Origin of the sequence: Micromonospora sp. NPDC000663 (assembly GCF_042898105.1) — a bacterium.
Lineage (GTDB): Bacteria > Actinomycetota > Actinomycetes > Mycobacteriales > Micromonosporaceae > Micromonospora.
The window spans coordinates 613,278-630,896 of sequence record NZ_JBIAYR010000001.1 but is presented as its reverse complement, the minus strand read 5'-3'; the positions used below and the strand labels follow the sequence as shown (position 1 = coordinate 630,896).

Sequence of the window (17,619 nt, the reverse complement as noted above, 5' to 3'; positions counted from 1 at the left end):
GCCTAGGCTGAGCCGGTCGGCCCGCACCCGAGGAGGAGCCATGGCCCGGTACGTCGCCCTGCTGCGGGGGGTCAACGTCGGCAGCACCCGCCTCGCGATGGCCGACCTGCGCCGGATCGTCACCGACCTCGGGCACGAGGACGTCAGGACGTACCTGCAGAGCGGCAACGTGGCCTTCGACAGCTCCGTGCGCGACGCGGACAAGCTGGCCGCCGGGATCGAGCGGGCGCTCGCCGACGAGCTGGCGTTGACAGTGCCGGTGCTGGTGCGCAGCGGCCGCGAGATGGCGGCGGTGGCCGGCGGCAACCCGTACGCCGAGATCGAGGACGACCCCACGAGGCTGCTCGTGGCATTCCTGCGCTCCGCACCGGCGACGTCCAGTGTGGACGCCCTCGTCGTACCGGGCGGCGAGAACGTGTCGTTCACCGTCACCGGCCGGGAGATCTTCCTGCACTTCCCCGACGGTGGCTACGGCCGGACGAAGTTCACGAACGCGTACCTGGAGAAGAAGCTGGCAGTGGTGGCCACCACCCGCAACTGGAAGTCGGTACGCGCCCTAACCGAGATGGCCGCCGGCTGACCGGGTGGGGGCCCCACCGCCCCCACCCGAGGCCGGTCAGAAGTGGTACGCGGTCTCGTACTCGGGCACCAGCACCCGGCTGCGCGGCGAGATCCGGCGTACCGCCGCGATCATGTCGTCCAGCCGGGCGCGATCGGTCGGGGCGACCGGCGGCGGGTTCTCCAGCGGCGTCTCGAAGTTGTCGAAGTGCACAGGCACCACGACCTTCGGGTAGTCCAGGCCGGCCAGCAGCCGGGGCAGGTAGTCGCCTGTGGTGGTGGCGTTCTGCATGGCGACCATCGCCACGTCGGGTGCCAGGCCCGTGAGATTCCGCTCGGCCACGTCGCTGGCGCCTGTGAAGTAGACAGACGGGCCGCGCTCGACCCGCAGCAGGTAGCCGAGCGTGTCGCCCTCGGGCAGGTCCGCGATGGTCGCCGGCCGCGGCGGCTGGCTCACCCGCACCCCTGGAAGGCGAGGGAGTACGACGGGTTACGGCTGTGCAGCGACCCGACCACCTCGACCGTGTGGTCGCCGAAGTCCAGCACCTCGCCACCCTTCACGGAGCTGAGCTGCGTCGACGGCACCCCGTAGGCCAACCCCAGGTGGTACGCGGTGAGCGTGCCGAACACCCGCGCGCCGGTGCGCTCGGCGATGTACGGCACGTCCATGAAGTGATCCCAGTGGGTGTGCGTGACAAGCACCGTCATGGCCCGGTCGACGCGCCTGTCGATCACGTCGGCGCGCACGGTCAACGGGGTGTCCGTCCTGAACGCGCCCGTGAACAGGCCGGTGTCGATGCGGCTGAGGTACGGGTCGACCAGGACGGTCCGGTCGCCGATGTCGACGCGCCAACCGGCCGTGCCCCACCAGCGGAAGCTGACCGCGCCGGTGCGGCGGGTGGTCGGGGCGGGCGCGGCGGCGGGTGGCGCGGCCTGGGCCGGGGTGGCCGCGCCTGTGGCAAGGCCTCCGGCGGACACGAGTGCGGTGGTGGCGGCGGCGTCGCGTAGGAAGCGACGGCGGTCGAGACTGGGCATGCGGTTCCACTCCCCGTGGTCGGACGATCGGTCGACAGGAGCCAACCAGCGCCGACCCGCCCCGGTCCAAGATCGGTGAAGGCGGTCGCCGATACCTCACCGCATATCGGGCCAGCTCAACGCCGCCGGCACGGCGACCGCCAGCTGCGGAAATTCACTTCCCGCGCAGCGCCTCGACAGCCGTACGGGCGGCCTGACCCATCGCCAGGTCCACGTCGATCCGGCGCGGGGCCAACTCGTCGGCACGGGCGAAGACGGCGATGGCGTACCTGCCGCCGTCGGGGTACTCGGCGACGCCTGCCTCCAGGTGCAGCCCGGGCAGCGTGCCGGTCTTGCCGGAGACGCGGACGCCCGGCGGGAAACCGGCGGCCAGCCGCGTCCAGAAGATCTGCCGCGCCATCCAGGTGCGGACCATCGCGCACGCCGCCGCCGGGCCGGCCTCGTCCCGCCAGATCAGCGCGAGCAACCGGGTGATCTCCCGGGGCGTGCTGGAGGTGGTGTGCTCGGGGTCGAAGACCCGCATGGCCCGGACCCGGTGCGCCGGAAGGGTCGGAAAGATCCGGGCGAACTCCGCCTCGGTCCGTGCCCCCACGTCGGCGAGCATCAGCTCCACCAGCTCGCGGGGGCCACCGAGAACGCGGGTACGCGTCAGCCCCAGCTCGGTGGCGAGCATCGGCAGCAGGTCCGTGCCGACGCGGCGCAGCAGCAGGTCGGCGGCGGTGTTGTCGCTCACCGACATGGCGAAGTACGCGAGGTCACGCAGCGACACCTCGGCGTCGTCCGCACAGCCGGCCAGACCCCACCCGCCGAGCCGGTCGGCGGCGGTGACCAGGACGCGTTCGGTGGGGTCGAGCTGACCTGCCTCGACCTGCCGGGCGAACTCCAGCACCAGCAGGATCTTGAAGATCGACGCGATCACCACCTGCTCGTCGGCCCGTACCCCGACCTCCCGGCCCTCGACGTCCAGGTCCACGGCGTGCAGGCTGGCCGTCACGCCGGCGTCGGCGAAGACGGCCTCGATGCGTTCCCCCACGTCCACCCCCGCACGGTATCCAGCGGGGCACCGCCGGCGTGGGCGTAGGGTCCGGCCGTGGACCTGCTCCGACACCTGCGGCACTTCGTGGTGGTCGCACACGAGCTTCACTTCGGGCGGGCCGCCGAGCTGCTCGGCATGGCCCAGCCGCCGCTGAGCCAGTCGATCCAGCGGCTGGAACGGGAACTGACAGTCGAGCTGTTCGACAGGTCCCGCCGGCAGGTACGCCTCACCACCGCCGGTGAACTGCTGCTCGGCGAGGCGGAGGACCTGCTCGCCGGTGAGGGCCGGCTGCGCAACCTCATGGGCCAGGTGCGGGCGGGTGAGCTGGGCGTACTGCGGGCCGGTGTGCCGCCGGAGACGCCGGCCGTGACGCTGCGCGCGCTGCTGGACCAGCTCACCACCCGGGCGCCCGGCCTCGACGTGGAGCTGCACGAGCTGACCACCGCCGAGCAGGTACGGATGCTCACTGAGCGGACCCTGGACGTGGGGCTGGTGCACCACCCGGTGACGGCGGACGGGCTGCGTTTCGGTGCCCCTGTCGACGTACCGCTGGGGGTGCTGCTGCCGCGCACCTCGCCACTGGCCCGCGACCGGGAGGTGCCGCTTGCCGCGCTGGCCGGCCTGGACCTGGTGGCAGCGCCCCGCGCCACCACACCGGGCTGGCACGACCACCTGCTCGCGGTGTGCCGCCGGCAGGGTTGGCGGCCGGCGCGGGTCCGGCCGGCCCGCAATCCGGAGTTCCTGTTCGGGTTGGTGCTGGCCGGCGGCGCGGCGGCCGTGGAGCCGGCGACCGTCGCCCGTCGGGAACCCCGCATCGCCTGGCGGCCGATCGTCGACACACCGCTGGTGAAGCGGACGTCGGCGGCCTGGCCGGACCGGTCGGCGCATCCGGCGGCGCCGATGGTCGGGCAGCTCGCCGCCGAGGTGCTCGCCGCCGCCGAACCCACCCCTGCCGCGCCGCCCCCGGCGCCGGCGGAACGGCCGTGGCCGGTGCTCTTCGACACGACAGGGTGATCCGGTCCGCGGTTGCGCTCGTCACCACGTGTTGAGCGGTGAATCGGCCACCCACACGGGTATGGATGACTGGTAAACGAAGACGCGAAGGAGCCGCAGTGGCAATCACCATTCCCGACATCAGCCTGAACGACGGCACCACCATTCCGCAGCTCGGCTTCGGGGTGTTCCAGATCGAGCCGAAGGACACCGTCGCGGCGGTGAGCACCGCTCTCGAGGTGGGCTACCGGCACATCGACACCGCCGAGATGTACGGCAACGAGGCAGAGGTCGGCGAGGCGGTACGCATGTCCGGCCTCGACCGGGAGTCGGTCTACGTGACAAGCAAGCTGAACAACGGCTTCCACCGCCCCGACGACGCCCGCAAGGCGTTCGGCTCCACGCTCGCGGCGCTGAAGATGGACTACATCGACCTGTTCCTGATCCACTGGCCGCTGCCGACCCTCTACGACGGCGACTACGTCTCCACCTGGAAGGTGCTCGAGGAGTTCCAGCGCGACGGTCGGGCCCGCTCGATCGGCGTGTCGAACTTCCAGGTGCCGCACCTGCGCCGGCTGGCCGACGAGGCGGGCGTGGTGCCGGCGGTCAACCAGATCGAGGCGCACCCGTACTTCGGCAACGAGGAGGTGCGCGCCTACGGCCGCGAGCACAACATCCTCACCGAGGCGTGGTCGCCCATCGCGCAGGGCAAGGTGCTCGACGACCCGACTGTGGTGGACATCGCCGAACAGCTCAACCGCACCCCCGCCCAGGTGGTGCTGCGCTGGCACGTGCAGCGCGGCGACATCATCTTCCCGAAGTCGACCACCCCGAAGCGGATCGAGGAGAACACCCGGATCTTCGACTTCGAGCTGGACGACACGGCCATGGAGCGGATCACCGCCCTGGACAAGGGCGAGGCCGGGCGGCAGGGCCCGAACCCGGACACCTTCGCCTACGTCCCCCGCTGACCGAACCCGTCCCGGTGCCGGTTCAGGAACCGACCCGCTCGGCGATCCGGTGGAACACCGCCCGGGTCGCCGAGTCGGGCTCGGGGACGTAGGCGATCAACCTCTGGTCAACAACGCCGGCATCGTCCTCGCCGACGGCGCGGCGGGGTTGCCCAGCGAGACCACTCTGGCCACGTTGCGCCGGGTGTACGAGACGAACTGAACGGCAACAACGGCTTCCGTACGCCCGAGCAGGGCGCGGAGGTGAGCGTGCACCTGGCGACGCTGCCGGCCGACGGGCCGAGCGGGCTGCTCTGGGGCTTCCAGATGGATGCCGGCGGAGGGTACGGCGTACTCCCCTGGTGAACGACGCTTGACCTGGAGTGCGCTCCAACCGGCAGGGTGACCGGTGGGCGCCCACCGGTAGGGCGCACGGAAGGAGAGCCCTCATGCGGTACCGCACGATCGGCGCCGACCCGGCGACCCGGCGCGAGGTGAGCGTGCTCAGCCTCGGCGCCATGCTGTTCGGCAGCGCCACCGACGAGGCCACCTCGTACGCGATCCTGGACAGGTACGTCGAGGCGGGCGGCACGTTCATCGACACGTCGAACAACTACGCATTCTGGGTCGACGGCTCGCAGGGCGGGCAGAGTGAGGAGCTGCTCGGGCGGTGGCGGCGCAGCCGGGGCATCGGTCCCGAGATCGTCATCGCCACGAAACTGGGCGCCCGGCCGCTGGCCCCGGGCACCAGCTACCTGGACAACGCCGAGGGACTGTCGGCGAAGGTGATCCGCGAGTCGGCGCAGCGCAGCCGCGACCGCCTCGGCGTGGATCGGCTGGACCTGCTCTACGCGCACATCGAGGACCGCACGGTGCCGCTCGCGGAGACCGTGGAGGGCTTCGCGGAGCTGGTCGCCGAGGGCACGGTGGGCCTGCTGGGGGCGAGCAACCACCGCGCGTGGCGGGTGGAGCGGGCCCGCGCGCTCGCCGCCGCCTCCGGCCTGCCGGGGTACGAGGTGCTCCAGTACCACCGCAGCTACCTGCCCAACCGCACCGACCTCGCCAGCTCGCTGGACCCGGACGGCGAGCCGGGCGGTGTCGGCGGCGACCTGCTCAGCTACCTGCGCGCCGAGCCCACGCTGACCCTGGTGGCGTACTCGCCGCTGCTCAAGGGGGCGTTCACCCGGGCGGACAAGCCGCTCAGCGCCGCGTACGACCTGCCGAGCGCGCCACGGCGGCTGGCCGCGCTGCGCGAGGTCGCGGGGCAGACCGGCGCGACTGTCAACCAGGTGGTGCTCGCCTGGTTGCTGGGCGGTGACCTGCCGTCGATCCCGCTGGTGGGCGCCTCCTCGGTGGCCCAACTGGACGAGAGCCTCGCCGCGGTGGACCTGGAGTTGACCGCCGAGCAGCGGCACCGTCTCGACACCACCTGGTGACCTGGCACGGGCCGCCCCGCCGACCTCAGCTCTCGGTCGGCGGGGCGGTCAGGTCGAGCCGCCAGTCGTTGGCGCGCATCATCTGCCCCGGCGGATATTCGAAACCTGTCTCGCCCAGCAGCGTGAAGCCCACCTTGCGGCAGACCGCGTTCGAGGCGGGGTTGTCGACCGACGGATACGCGTGCGCATAGCGCCGGTCCCGTCGGGCGCGGACCACGTCCAGCGCCGCGCGCACCGCGGCGCTCGCCAGCCCCCGCCCCCGGTACGCGGGCAGCACCGCCCAGCCCAGCTCGTACACCGGCTGGTCACGCCACTCGCGGCCCCAGTAGCCGACGCTGCCCACCCGCGCGCCGTCCGGCAGCGCCACCGTGAACATGCACCCCTGCCCGGTGTCGGCGAAGTGCACGTACCTGTCGTGCCGGGCCAGCACCTGCTCGTCGGTCTCCGGACCGCCTGTGTGCCTGCGCGTGTCAGGTGAGTTGAGCTGCCGCAGCAGGTCGAGGTCGTCCTCGCTCCACGGCTCGATGCGTACCCGTGCCATCCGACTCCCCCGTTCGTCGACCCCAGTCAAACCGATCGCACCGACATTTTGCCCGGAACACCGCCCGCTAGATCCGATCTAGCGGGCGCCCGTCGTCACCTCGCGCCCTGAGAATGGGAGGGGGTGGCCATGACACAGTTACGGATCGCCGTGATCGTCGGCAGCACCCGGGAGGGGCGGGCCGGCGACCGGGTCGCCGAGTGGTTCGTCGAGCAGGCGAAGCGGCACGACGACCTGACGGTGACGGTCGTTGACCTCAGCGAGTACGACTTCCCGGCCAGCTACCCGGCCGCGTCTACCGCGTCCATCCAGGCCTTCGCTCGTGAGGTGGGCCGGGCGGACGCGTTCGTCGTGGTCACCCCCGAGTACAACCACAGCTTCCCGGCACCCCTGAAACAGGCGATCGACTATGCGTACGACGAGTGGCAGGCCAAGCCGGTCGGCTTCGTGTCGTACGGCTGCCGGTCCACCGGACTGCACGCGGTCGATCACCTGCGCACGGTCTTCACCGCCCTACACGCCATGACCGTGCGCGACGTCGTCGGCATCGACCTGCTCGCCGGCGAGCCGACACCGTTACGCACCGACGAGCTGCGCCACGACACCGACGTCCTACTCGGCCAGCTCCGCTGGTGGGGTCTGGCGTTGCGCGACGGCCGCGCCGCACGCCCCTACGTCTCCTGAACACGACAGACGAAAGGTAAGGATCATGAATAGACGCACCACCGGCCTGGCCATCGAGGCCGAAGGGCTCACCCGCTCGTTCGGGGAGACCCGCGCGCTGGCGGGGATGGACCTCCAGGTGCCCGCCGGCACGGTCTACGGCCTGCTCGGCCCCAACGGGGCGGGCAAGACCACAGCGGTCCGGGTGCTCGCCACGCTGCTGCGCCCCGACGGGGGCACCGCGCGGGTCTTCGGCCACGACGTGGTCACCGAGGCCGACAAGGTCCGCAGCCGGGTCAGCCTCACCGGCCAGTACGCGTCTGTCGACGAGGATCTGACCGGTACGGAGAACCTGGTGCTCCTGGCCCGCCTGCTGGGCCTGCGCAAGCCGGCCGCGCGGGATCGCGCGGCGGCGCTGCTCGCCGCGTTCGGTCTGACCGAGGCCGGTGACCGCCAGGTGAAGAAGTACTCGGGCGGGATGCGGCGGCGCATCGACATCGCCGCGAGCATCCTCAACACACCCGATCTGCTCTTCCTCGACGAGCCGACGACCGGTCTCGACCCGCGCAGCCGCAACCAGGTATGGGAGATCGTCCGGGCGGTGGTGTCGCACGGCACGACTGTGCTGCTGACCACTCAGTACCTCGACGAGGCCGACCAGCTCGCCGGCCGGATCGCTGTCGTTGACCACGGCCGGGTGATCGCGGAGGGTACCCCTGGCGAGTTGAAGTCGTCGATCGGCTCCGGCACCGTCCACCTGCGACTGCGCGACCCCGCTCAGCGGCCCCAGGCGGAGAAGGTGCTGCGTGAGGCGCTGAACGTGCCGGTGCAGCTCGCCGCCGATCCGGTGGCGTTGACGGCCCGGGTGGGCGAGGCCGGCACCGACCTCGACGCCAGCGCCCAGGCCTCTCGGGCGCTGGGCGAGCTGGCCCGGGCCGGCATCGTGGTGGACAACTTCTCCCTCGGCCAGCCGAGCCTCGACGAGGTCTTCCTGGCTCTGACCGACCATCCCGCCGTGCCGGCGGACGAGCGCGACGACGAGCTGGAGGCAGCCCGATGACCGACACCACGACCACCACCACCGAACGGGCCCCGTCCGTCTACGTCCCGTCCGCCGAGGCGCTGGCGACGGTCCTCGCGCCAGGCGCCCGACCGCCCCGGCCGACCGCGCTGGGCGCGTCGCTCACCTTCGGCTGGCGGGCCCTGCTGAAGATCAAGCATGTGCCGGAGCAGCTCTTCGACGTGACCGCGTTCCCGGTGATCATGGTGCTGATGTTCACGTACCTGTTCGGCGGGGCCCTCGCCGGCAGCCCGCGCGAGTACCTCCAGTTCTTCCTGCCGGGCATCATGGTGACGAGCGTCGTGATGATCACGATGTACACAGGTGTCGGCCTCAACACCGACATCGAGAAGGGCATCTTCGACCGGTTCCGGACGCTGCCGGTGTGGCGACCGTCCGCCCTGGTCGGCATGATCTTCGGCGACGTGCTGCGCTACATCCTCGCCGCCCTGGTGATCCTGGGCCTGGGGCTGGTGCTCGGGTTCCGGCCCGCCGGCGGGGTGGTAGGTGTCGCCGCAGGGATCGGGCTGCTGGTCGTCTTCTCGTTCGCCTTCTCCTGGGTGTGGACGTTCTTCGGGCTGATCCTGCGCACCGAGAAGTCGGTGATGGGCGTCAGCATGATGGTGCTGTTCCCGCTGACGTTCCTCAGCAACGTCTTCGTGGACCCGGGCACCATGCCGGGCTGGCTCCAGGCGTTCGTGAAGGTCAACCCGGTGACCCAGCTGGTGGCGGCGATCCGCGGAACGATGAGCGGCGAGTCGGACCCGTCGGCCACGATGTGGCTGCTGGTGTGGAGCGCCGGGTTCGTCCTCGTCTTCGGCACCCTGACGATGTACAGGTACAACCGCCGCTGACCCTGCGACGGGCGCCGTCACGACCGTGGCGGCGCCCGTCCGTCGTTGGCGTGTCCGTCGGCGGTCAGACGACCGCCGGCACCTCGGCCCGGGTGATGCCCCGCAGGCGGGTGGCGTCCTGGCTGGGCGGCGCGCCGAACTGGCGACGGTATTCGCGGCTGAACTGCGACGGGCTCTCGTAGCCGACGCGGATGCCCACCCCCGTCACGTCGTTGGGATGGGTGGCGAGGAGGAGCCGTGCCTCCTGCAACCGGACCTGCTTCTGGAACTGGATCGGACTCATCGCGGTCACCGCCTGGAAGTTGCGGTAGAACGCCGACACACTCATCCCGGACAGCCGGGCCAGATCCTCCACCCGGAACGGCTGCGCGTAGTGGTCGCGGATCCACCGCACCGCCCGGGCGATGTGGCTGAGACTGCTGTCGGCCAGACCGAGCTGCCGGACGGCCGCGCCCTGCTCCCCGGTGAGCAGCAGCCACAGGATCTCCTTCTTGATCAGGGGCGCGAGCACCGTGACGTCCCGGGGCCGGTCCAGGAGCCGGAGCAGCCGGATCACCGCGTCACCGAGCTCGTCGGGGGCGTCGCTTACCACCATCCCGGACGGTGTCGGCCCGGCGAGGGGCGGCAGATCGCCAGGTGCCGCCTGCAACAGCAGCTCCGCGACGGTGGCCGGGTGCAGCACCAGCCCGAACCCGAGAGCCGGAGTGTCAGCGCTGGCCTGGGTGAAGTAGCCGGTGACCGGCAGGTCGACCGACGCGACGAGGTACTGGCCGGCGCGGTACTCGTACACGCGGTCGCCCAATGCCATCCGCTTGGCGCCCTGGGCGATGAGTGCCAGCACCGTGCCCGACATCGACGTGGTCGGTGTGGTCTGCTGCTCGACCTTCGAGATCAGCACCCCGTCGATGGCGGTGCTCATGTCCGGCCGGGCGTGCCGGGCCAGCAGCGCCCGCAACTCGTCGAGGTCCACGGCCCCGATTGAAGCACAGGGACGATTTTCCCGCCAACGAGAGGATCAGGCAAGAAGCCGCGAGCATCCTTCTAACGATTCTGCTGGTGGCGATGCTTCCATTGGAGTGTCAGTTCCCGGCGGTGAAGCGCCACCCAAACGATCAGGAGCCTCCTCGATGACTGTTCAGCACGGATTCCAGGCCACCATGACCGCCCACCCGGGCCGGGCGGACGAGCTGATCCAGCTGCTGCTCGACGCGCCCTCGATGCCCCACGACGACTGCGTCGTCTTCCTGGTGTCCCGCTCAGCCTCCGACCCCGACGTCGTCCACATCGTCGAAGGCTGGACCAGCGCCGAGGCGCACCGCGCGTTCTTCGCAGGCGAACAGGCCCAGGCCCTTGTCGCGAAGCTTCAGCCGCTGCTGGCCGGCGAGTCCGCGTACACCGACGCGGTGCCGGTCGGCGGCAAGGCGAGTTTCTGAACCAGCCATCCCCGGCCCATCACCCCGAAAGGATCCCGATGAACCTCGCCCGACCTGCCATCGACCCCGAGCTGCTCGCGCCCCTGGCCGAGTTGCCGCCCCTGCCGCCCCTCGGCCCCGAAGTGATCGAACTGCTGCGCCACCTTCCCCAGCCGCCGATCGAGAGTCACCTGGAGGGCCGCGCGGTCGAGCGACGCGAGGTCACCGTCCCGGCCGACGACGGAACCCCGATCCCGCTGTCCATCTTCAGCCCCACCGACAGCGCCGCAGGAGCGCCAGGCATCTACTGGATCCACGGCGGCGGAATGATGTGGGGTGATCGCTTCTCGAACATCGACGTCCCGCTGGAATGGCTCGACCGGTTCGGCGCCGTCGTGATCACGGTGGACTACCGGCTCGCGCCGGAAGCAACAGGCACGACACTTGTGGACGACTGCTACCGGGGCCTGCTCTGGGTGGCCGAGAACGCCGCAGACCTCGGCATCGACCCGGACCGGATCGTCGTGGCCGGCGCCAGCGCCGGAGGTGGCCTCGCGGCAGGGGTCACGCTCATGGCCCGCGACCTCGGCACCCCGGCCATCGCCGCCCAGTTGCTGTCGTGCCCGATGCTCGACCACCGCAACCACACCGTCTCCAGCCAACAGTACGGCGGGCCGGACGGCGTGTGGACCCGCGAGATGAACGAGTTCGGGTGGCGCAGCGTCCTCGGCGGGCACCCCGACGAGAACGTCTCCCCGTACGTCTCACCCGCGCTGGCGGACGACCTGTCCGGCCTTCCGACCACCTACATCGACGCCGGGACGGCCGAGGTCTTCCGCGACGAGGACGTGGCCTACGCGACAGGCATCTGGGCCGCCGGCGGCCAGGCGGAGTTGCACCTCTGGGCGGGCGGCTTCCACGGCTTCTCGGCGCTGTTTCCGCAGGTCCGCGTCTCGGACGCGGCCCGGCGCGCGCAGGCGGGCTGGCTCGCCCGGGTCCTGGATCCCACGCCCGACCTCAGGGGCTGAAGCGGGGCCCACGGCGGCCGTTGGTTCAGAGCCGCCAGGGCAGCGGCTCGGTCGGCAGGTAACGGCACGTGCTGCCGGTCGAGACGGAGTCGCGCAGGTGGTTGGCGAGGGCGGGGTGCCGCTCGTCGAGCTTGCGCAGCGTGTCCCGGATCCGCGCGGTGACCGTCTTGCGGGCGCGTTCGCCCTCGTCGCCGAGGCGGCGACTCCGGCCGGCCAGCCCAGCCGCGGCCCGCAGCTCGTCCAGCAGCGCTGCCCGCTCGGCGTCCAGCGCGGCCACCTTCCGGTCGTCGTCGCGTGCGGCGGCCCGGTCGATCTCCTCGTCGAGGCGTGCCAGGTGCCGCCGGTAGTGGGCCCTGGCCTCGTCGTCGAGGACCGGGTCGCCACCCATCCGGCGGGCGGCCACCAGCTCCGGACCGGCCGCCGGGTCGAGCAGTTCCACCGCCGGCACGTCGCGGCCCGGGCGGCTGAGCAGCAGGTACAGGTCGTGCAGCCCTTTCGCGTCGGGCAGGTGCACCACGGTTCCGGCGTACGAGAGCTGCCAGACCGGGCCGTCGCGGCGGAACTCGTACCCGTCGGTGGCGGGCGGGACGGCCTGAACCGGCTTGCCGACGTCGGCCGGCGGTGCGGCCGGGAGCCTGTCGAGCACCTGCGTCATGCCCAGGGCTGTCGCCTCCCGGGCCGTTGCGCCGTGCAGCGCGGCGAGGGTCGCGGCGTCGCCGGGGTGACCTCGACCGGCCAGGGCGTTCGCGAGGCCGGCGCTGGCGAGGAGCGACCAGGGGCGCGAGCCCAGCCGGTCGGCGCTGTCCCGGGCGGCGGTGAAACCGGCGACGGCGTCGTCCCAGCGGCCCTGGGCGGCGTCGAGCACCGCGAGCCAGTGGTCGATGGGGCCGCTGATGTCGCAGCCGAAGAGGCCCACCGCCCACTGGCCATGGTGCGGGGCGAGCGCGGCCCGCGCGGCGTCACAGCGGTCGGGGTCGCCGGACGCGGCGGCGGCCTGCGCGCTCAGCCGCGCCCAGAGCGACGACACCGGGCGCGGATAGCGGATGCCGGACGCCTCGATGCCTGCGGTCAGCCGGACGGCGGTCTCGTCGTCGCCGCGTTCGGCTGCGCTGATCGCCCGCAGCAGTTCCCGGTAGGGGTAGTCGTCGGGGGCCAGCTTGTCCAGCAGGGTGTCGACCTCGGTGAACCGGCCCTGGAGCAGCAGTCGGGACCAGAACAGGTGGTGGCCCATGAAGGCGAACTCGGCGTGGCTCGGGTCGGCGATGTCGGTGAGGACGTCGAACTGTTCGTCCGCCTCGGCGAAGTCACCCCGGAAGGCCGCGATGATCCCGCTGTCGACGGTGGCCGCCATCCGGTGCCGGGCGAGGTCGCCCTGCTCGTTGGCGGCCACGAAGGCGCGGAACTCCTCGACGAATCGGGGGTCGCCCAGCTCCAGCAGCGCCACCCAGCGCAGCGAGGTGGCCCACAGCTCGGTTTCCCGGTCGCCCGTTCGCCGGGCCACGGCTCGGATCTCGGTGGTCAGCTCGGCGCGGGCGGCGGCGGTGCCCAGCCCCCAGGTGGTGTCGTGGCGGGCCCAGAGGCTGAAGGTGAGCGCCTCGTCGTCCCGACCGCGACGGGCGATCGTTTCGGTGGCGGTGATCAGGTCGGCGATCAGGGTGCCGACCGACGCGTCGGCGTCGGGCTCGCCGATGAGCCGCCGGTACGCCTCGCGCACCAGTTCCGTCGACTCCGGCGAGCGCACGGTCTCCACCTGGCGGGAGCGGTACGCGATGAGCGCGACCCGGGCCAGCGGCAACGGGTCGTCGAGTGTGCGGGCCAGCGTCGCGGCCTCGGTGAGCAGTTGCGCGGCTTCGTCCCGCCCGGCGTGGTGGTACTGCACCTCACCGAACTCGACGAGGATCCGCACCCGCTGCGTCCGGTCCTCAACGACCTCCAGTGCCCGCCGGAAGTGCACAGCCGCCTCGTCGATGGCCATCCGGCCGAACGCGTGCCGCCCGGCGGCGACAAGCAGCTCGGCGACCCGTGCCCGGCCGAGCGCCGGGCCGGCGAGGTAGGCGTGCCGGGCCAGGTCGGCCGGGATCAGACGGTCGGTGAGTTCGCGCAGGTCGTCGACCGCCCGGACGATCGCTGCGTGCCGGGCCTGCCGGTCGTCGTCGGCGAGCCCGTCGTACAGGGTCTCCCGCACCAGGTCGTGGGCGAACGCGAACCGGCCGCCACCGCGGGCGGTCACCAGCCGGGCGGTAACCGCACGGTCGAGCAGCCGGTCGACCTGTGCCGCCGGGGCGCTGGCGCTCGCCGCGAGAACCTGCCTGTGGAACTCGCGGCCCAGCACGGCGGCGACGGTAAGCGTCTCGACGACCGCGGCGGGCAGTTGGGCCAGCCGGCGCCGCACCGCCTCGCGTACGCCTGGCGCGATGGTGCCGGTGGTTCCGTCGGCGTGCCACAGGCGGGCAGTCTGCTCGACGAAGAACGGGTTGCCGCCGGTGCGTCGGTGCACCTCGTCGACGAGGTCGGCGTCGGGCTGCCGCCCGGCGGTCCGGGTCATCAGCGCGGCCACGTCGTCGCGGGTCAGGCCGGTGAGGGTGATCATCGAGGATTTCGCGACAAGCGGCATCAGCAGGGGGCGCAGCGGGTGCTCGCCCGACTCGACCTCCGCGTCGCGGTAGGTGCCGATCAGCAACAGCCGCTCGAACCAGGTGTGTTGGGCGGCGAACCCGAGCAGCCGCAGCGACGCCGGGTCGGCCCAGTGCAGGTCGTCGAGCACGACCACTACCGGCCGGCGTTGGGAGACGGCGACCAGCGCGGCGGTCACCCTGTCGTACAGGGCGAACGCCTCCTGGTCGGCGACGTCGCGGCCGCCACCCTCGGCCGTCCAGGCGGCGGCGAGGCTGGGCACGTCACCGGTGCCGCTCTCACCGAGCAGGGCCGCGAGGGCGGGTTCGGCGTCCGGCCGGGCGACCGCCCAGTCGTCGGCGGAGCGGCGCAGGGCGCGTAGCACCTGCACCCACGGCCAGTAGCCGGGAGCGCTGTCGGAATCCCAGCAGGCGGCACCGAGGATGAGCGCCCCGCGCTGGCGGGCCTCCCGGGCCGCCCACGTGACGAGTGTCGTCTTGCCGATGCCCGGCTCCCCGGTGACCAGGACGAGGCCGCCGTGGCTGGTGGCCGCCCGGTCCAGCTCGGCGCGCAACAGCCCTGCGGGGTGATCCCGCCCGATGATGGCGTCGCCGAGCCGCGCGTCCATGGTTTCCAGACGCTACTGGACCCGTCCGACAGCGCGGATCGGTTATGCGCGCCAGGCCGCCGATACCGCAGACGCACCAGGGCCGCATCTTTACCTAAACTTCCCTATCTGAGGTACGGTAGGGAACGATGAAGGATGACATGTACTCGGTCGAGCAGGTCGCCGACCAGCTCGGCCTGCACGTGCGCACGGTGCGCGGCTACATCCGCTCCGGCCGGTTGCGGGCGGTGCGGATCGGCAAGCAGTACCGGATCGCCGCCAGTGATCTCGACGCGTTCACCGGGCGGACTCCGACGGCGACCAGCGTCGTCGGGCAGGCGGAGGTGTCGAGCATCGTGCAGATCGACGGCGTCGACCGGGCCGCCGCCGACCGGCTCGGCACGCTCGTCCTCACCAGCGCCAACACCGGCCACGACCAGGCCAACCCGCTGCGGGTGCAGACGGTGCACGACGAGGAACGCCACCGCATGAAGATCATCATCCTGGGTGATCCGGCCGCCACCGCCGAACTGCTGCACCTGCTCGACGCCGTCCTCAATGCCGACAACGGCCTGATCGACCGGGAGGTCCACGATGTCTGACGAGATCCAGGAACGCGCGGGCGTGCAGGTGCTGGTCTGCGACCCGGCCGGCCCGACCGTCGCCACCGAACAGGACGCGCTGGACCTGATCGGCGCGGCCTTTCTCGGCGCCCAGGTGGTCGCCGTACCTGCCAACCGGCTCGACGAACGCTTCTTCTCGCTGGGCACCCGCTTCGCCGGCGACGTCATGCAGAAGTTCGTCAACTACCGGCTGCGACTCGCCGTCGTCGGCGACATCTCGGCGCAGCTGTCGGAGAGTTCGGCGCTACGCGCCCTGGTGCACGAGTCGAACAGGGCCGGACACGTCTGGTTCGTCAGCGACCTCGACGCGCTCGACGACCGCCTGCGGGCCGCGTCGTAGCGCCATCTCCACCGCGTCCGGTTCGACGCCCTCGGCGCGCGCCCGCTCGGACGCCCAGCGCAGGTACGCCAGCCACTCCTCGACCGACCAACCGTTGCGGCGGCGGACGCCGGCCTCCGCGGGGAGGCGGCTGGCGACCACGCGGTCGAGGATCAGTGGCTGCACACCACCGGCCCCGCGCCGATAGCCGGCGAAGTAGAGGACCTTCGTGAACAGGCCCGGCCCCAACCACGGCAGCCGCGCCTGGTCGGGGTCGCGCAAACGGCGGTACGCCGTACGCAGCGCGTCCTCGCTGGAGGCTGACTCCTCGAGCGCGTACGCCAGGCGGTTGCCGGCCGGGTCGGCGTCGAGTGACCTGGCGGCGCGCCACGGGCCGTACCCGATGGGGCCGTAAGCCCAGACCAGCACGGCGGTCAGCAGTTGCCGCGCGCTCGCCGATCCGGCCCGGTACGCGTCGGCCACCGCGAAGACGTCCCGGCGCGCGATGACGCCGCTCGCCGGAAGCATGTCAGGCCACGCGTCCGGTGGCAGCCCTGCCCGCCAGCGGTCGACGCGCACGGTGACCGGCGCCTCCTCCTCCGACAACACCACAGTCGCCCTCCTCAGTCGCGTGCCTGCGGTTCGGACGCTACGGACGGGCGCTCCCCCGCACCGTCCGCCGACGCCATATCGCGGTATCGAGCCGGAGCGGTGCTCAGGACCAGCCGCCCGAGCTCCTGAGCCGACCGGTCAGGGGGCGTAGTCGCCACGCCCGGTCGCCTGGAGAGCGCGCGGTGACGCGGGGCCGTTCGCATTGACCACATATTGACATCTCGCTATGGCCGTGGTCCGCGTCGCCCTAGCATTCGCGTATGTCCGCTCGCCGCGTCACCGCCGCTGTCGCCGTCGCCGCGCTGGCGAGCCTGCTCGCGATCACCGCCGCCCGCGCCGACGGCCCGGCCATCAGCACCCCTGGCAGCCCGGTGGTGGTGGCCAACGAGCCACACCAGCTCACGCTCGCCTGGACGCCCTCCACCTGGATCGGCGATCCGGCCGCCGAGCAGCCGATCAACTACGAGGTACAGGTCCCGCTGGGCCCGAACACGTACCGCTGGCTCGGTACCACTACCGACACCACGATCACGCTCACCGACCTGGCGCCCGGCACGACGTACCGGATCGCTGTTGCCGCCCGCGCGCTCGGCGGCTATTCCGACACCTCGCCCGCCGCCACCGTGCGGACCGCCGACGGCCGCGCGACGGTCAGCTACCTCAACCTCGACTGGTCCCCGACGAACAACCAGATCCAGCACGTCCTGCGGGTCACCAACACCGGCACCGGGCGGCTCGACCTGACGACGGTACGGGTGCGCTACCACCTGCGGTTCGAGGGCGGCAACACGTCGCTGGTGCCGAACTGCGACTGGGCCGCACTGGGCTGCGGCACGATCCGGCAGACCGTGCAGTTCTTCATTCCGCCGGGCGCGCCATCGGCGTTGTCGACGCCAGCGCCGCCCTATCCGCCGCCGGGCACGCCCGTCCCCGGCTGGGTCGAGCTGACCTTCACGGACGGGGTGCTCGCACCCGGCGCGTCGACCGGGCCGATCCAGCTCCGCCACCATCGGCACGGCTGGAGTGACATCGACGAACGCGACGATCCGAGCTGGCTCGCCGCCACCGGCCAGTGGACCGGGAACGACAAGATCACGCTGGATGTCGACGGGGTACGCGAGTTCGGCGACACGTACGCCTGACGCGCCCACCGGGCACCCTCGAAACACATTCCACCGCGCTGATTCACATCGATCAGGGTCTTTGCGAAATGTTCCGGAAAACAATGCGTGTCGACGGTGGGTCACTTAGGCTCCCGAACGACCACATCGACGGCTGC

20 protein-coding genes are annotated in these 17,619 nt (G+C 71.8%); 13 read left to right on the top strand and 7 right to left on the bottom strand.

The window, feature by feature from the left end:
- Nucleotides 1–40 precede the first annotated feature (40 nt).
- Nucleotides 41–580, top strand: a complete 540-nt coding sequence (locus ACFY1S_RS03040) for a DUF1697 domain-containing protein (RefSeq protein ID WP_387112251.1) — start codon at nt 41–43, stop codon at nt 578–580.
- A gap of 36 nt (nt 581–616) precedes the next feature.
- On the opposite strand, the gene ACFY1S_RS03035 is transcribed toward ACFY1S_RS03040, so the two are convergent.
- The 3 genes from ACFY1S_RS03035 to ACFY1S_RS03025 form a co-directional block, all read right to left on the bottom strand.
- Entirely contained in the window at nt 617–1,015 is a 399-nt protein-coding gene (locus ACFY1S_RS03035) for a hypothetical protein (RefSeq protein WP_387112248.1), read from the bottom strand.
- Nucleotides 1,012–1,593: an MBL fold metallo-hydrolase gene (locus ACFY1S_RS03030; RefSeq protein WP_387112245.1), complete on the bottom strand. Its 582-nt coding sequence runs from the start codon at nt 1,591–1,593 to the stop codon at nt 1,012–1,014. Before ACFY1S_RS03030 ends, ACFY1S_RS03035 begins: the two co-directional genes overlap by 4 nt.
- Before the next feature lie 154 nt (nt 1,594–1,747).
- Nucleotides 1,748–2,632 carry a serine hydrolase gene (locus tag ACFY1S_RS03025; RefSeq protein WP_387112242.1) on the bottom strand — a complete coding sequence of 295 codons (885 nt, stop codon included), beginning with the start codon at nt 2,630–2,632 and terminating at the stop codon, nt 1,748–1,750.
- A gap of 51 nt (nt 2,633–2,683) precedes the next feature.
- Here ACFY1S_RS03025 and ACFY1S_RS03020 point away from each other — a divergent pair, with 51 nt between their 5' ends.
- From ACFY1S_RS03020 to ACFY1S_RS03005, 4 genes are all read left to right on the top strand, one after another.
- Nucleotides 2,684–3,643: a LysR family transcriptional regulator gene (locus ACFY1S_RS03020; RefSeq protein WP_387112239.1), complete on the top strand. Its 960-nt coding sequence runs from the start codon at nt 2,684–2,686 to the stop codon at nt 3,641–3,643.
- A gap of 98 nt (nt 3,644–3,741) precedes the next feature.
- Nucleotides 3,742–4,593 (top strand): aldo/keto reductase, encoded by an 852-nt coding sequence (locus ACFY1S_RS03015; RefSeq protein ID WP_387112236.1) that lies wholly within the window; start codon nt 3,742–3,744, stop codon nt 4,591–4,593.
- A gap of 49 nt (nt 4,594–4,642) precedes the next feature.
- Nucleotides 4,643–4,795 carry a hypothetical protein gene (locus ACFY1S_RS03010; protein ID WP_387112234.1) on the top strand — a complete coding sequence of 51 codons (153 nt, stop codon included), beginning with the start codon at nt 4,643–4,645 and terminating at the stop codon, nt 4,793–4,795.
- A 226-nt stretch (nt 4,796–5,021) separates the two neighbouring features.
- Nucleotides 5,022–6,008 carry an aldo/keto reductase gene (locus ACFY1S_RS03005; protein WP_387112232.1) on the top strand — a complete coding sequence of 329 codons (987 nt, stop codon included), beginning with the start codon at nt 5,022–5,024 and terminating at the stop codon, nt 6,006–6,008.
- A gap of 25 nt (nt 6,009–6,033) precedes the next feature.
- On the opposite strand, the gene ACFY1S_RS03000 is transcribed toward ACFY1S_RS03005, so the two are convergent.
- Complete coding sequence (locus ACFY1S_RS03000; RefSeq protein ID WP_387112229.1) at nt 6,034–6,549, bottom strand: GNAT family N-acetyltransferase; 516 nt, start codon at nt 6,547–6,549, stop codon at nt 6,034–6,036.
- A gap of 129 nt (nt 6,550–6,678) precedes the next feature.
- Between ACFY1S_RS03000 and ACFY1S_RS02995 the strand changes: the two genes are divergently transcribed.
- Genes ACFY1S_RS02995 through ACFY1S_RS02985 form a run of 3 tightly spaced genes read left to right on the top strand, consistent with a single transcriptional unit; the run spans nt 6,679 to nt 9,126 of the window.
- Entirely contained in the window at nt 6,679–7,233 is a 555-nt protein-coding gene (locus ACFY1S_RS02995; RefSeq protein WP_387112226.1) for an NADPH-dependent FMN reductase, read from the top strand.
- A 25-nt stretch (nt 7,234–7,258) separates the two neighbouring features.
- A complete protein-coding gene (locus ACFY1S_RS02990) occupies nt 7,259–8,272 on the top strand; it encodes an ATP-binding cassette domain-containing protein (RefSeq protein WP_387112223.1) in 1,014 nt (337 codons plus the stop codon).
- Nucleotides 8,269–9,126, top strand: a complete 858-nt coding sequence (locus ACFY1S_RS02985) for an ABC transporter permease (protein ID WP_387112220.1) — start codon at nt 8,269–8,271, stop codon at nt 9,124–9,126. The genes ACFY1S_RS02990 and ACFY1S_RS02985 overlap by 4 nt, the downstream gene beginning before the upstream one ends.
- Before the next feature lie 64 nt (nt 9,127–9,190).
- On the opposite strand, the gene ACFY1S_RS02980 is transcribed toward ACFY1S_RS02985, so the two are convergent.
- The gene (locus tag ACFY1S_RS02980) at nt 9,191–10,096 is read right to left on the bottom strand and encodes an AraC family transcriptional regulator N-terminal domain-containing protein (RefSeq protein WP_387112217.1); all 906 of its coding nucleotides are present in this window, start codon (nt 10,094–10,096) and stop codon (nt 9,191–9,193) included.
- Nucleotides 10,097–10,253: 157 nt separating this feature from the next.
- On the opposite strand from ACFY1S_RS02980, the gene ACFY1S_RS02975 reads away from it, so the two are divergent.
- Complete coding sequence (locus ACFY1S_RS02975) at nt 10,254–10,559, top strand: antibiotic biosynthesis monooxygenase (RefSeq protein ID WP_364367513.1); 306 nt, start codon at nt 10,254–10,256, stop codon at nt 10,557–10,559.
- Nucleotides 10,560–10,597: 38 nt separating this feature from the next.
- Complete coding sequence (locus ACFY1S_RS02970) at nt 10,598–11,566, top strand: alpha/beta hydrolase (protein WP_387112214.1); 969 nt, start codon at nt 10,598–10,600, stop codon at nt 11,564–11,566.
- 25 nt (nt 11,567–11,591) lie between these two features.
- Here ACFY1S_RS02970 and ACFY1S_RS02965 read toward each other — a convergent pair whose 3' ends face one another.
- Complete coding sequence (locus tag ACFY1S_RS02965) at nt 11,592–14,807, bottom strand: ATP-binding protein (RefSeq protein WP_387112211.1); 3,216 nt, start codon at nt 14,805–14,807, stop codon at nt 11,592–11,594.
- A 128-nt stretch (nt 14,808–14,935) separates the two neighbouring features.
- On the opposite strand from ACFY1S_RS02965, the gene ACFY1S_RS02960 reads away from it, so the two are divergent.
- Complete coding sequence (locus ACFY1S_RS02960; RefSeq protein WP_387112208.1) at nt 14,936–15,388, top strand: helix-turn-helix domain-containing protein; 453 nt, start codon at nt 14,936–14,938, stop codon at nt 15,386–15,388.
- Entirely contained in the window at nt 15,381–15,749 is a 369-nt protein-coding gene (locus ACFY1S_RS02955) for a DUF4180 domain-containing protein (RefSeq protein WP_387112205.1), read from the top strand. The genes ACFY1S_RS02960 and ACFY1S_RS02955 overlap by 8 nt, the downstream gene beginning before the upstream one ends.
- On the opposite strand, the gene ACFY1S_RS02950 is transcribed toward ACFY1S_RS02955, so the two are convergent.
- Entirely contained in the window at nt 15,654–16,340 is a 687-nt protein-coding gene (locus ACFY1S_RS02950) for a hypothetical protein (RefSeq protein WP_387112202.1), read from the bottom strand. The genes ACFY1S_RS02955 and ACFY1S_RS02950 overlap by 96 nt on opposite strands.
- 260 nt (nt 16,341–16,600) lie before the next feature.
- Here ACFY1S_RS02950 and ACFY1S_RS02945 point away from each other — a divergent pair, with 260 nt between their 5' ends.
- A complete protein-coding gene (locus tag ACFY1S_RS02945; protein WP_387112199.1) occupies nt 16,601–17,482 on the top strand; it encodes a fibronectin type III domain-containing protein in 882 nt (293 codons plus the stop codon).
- Nucleotides 17,483–17,619: the final 137 nt, after the last annotated feature.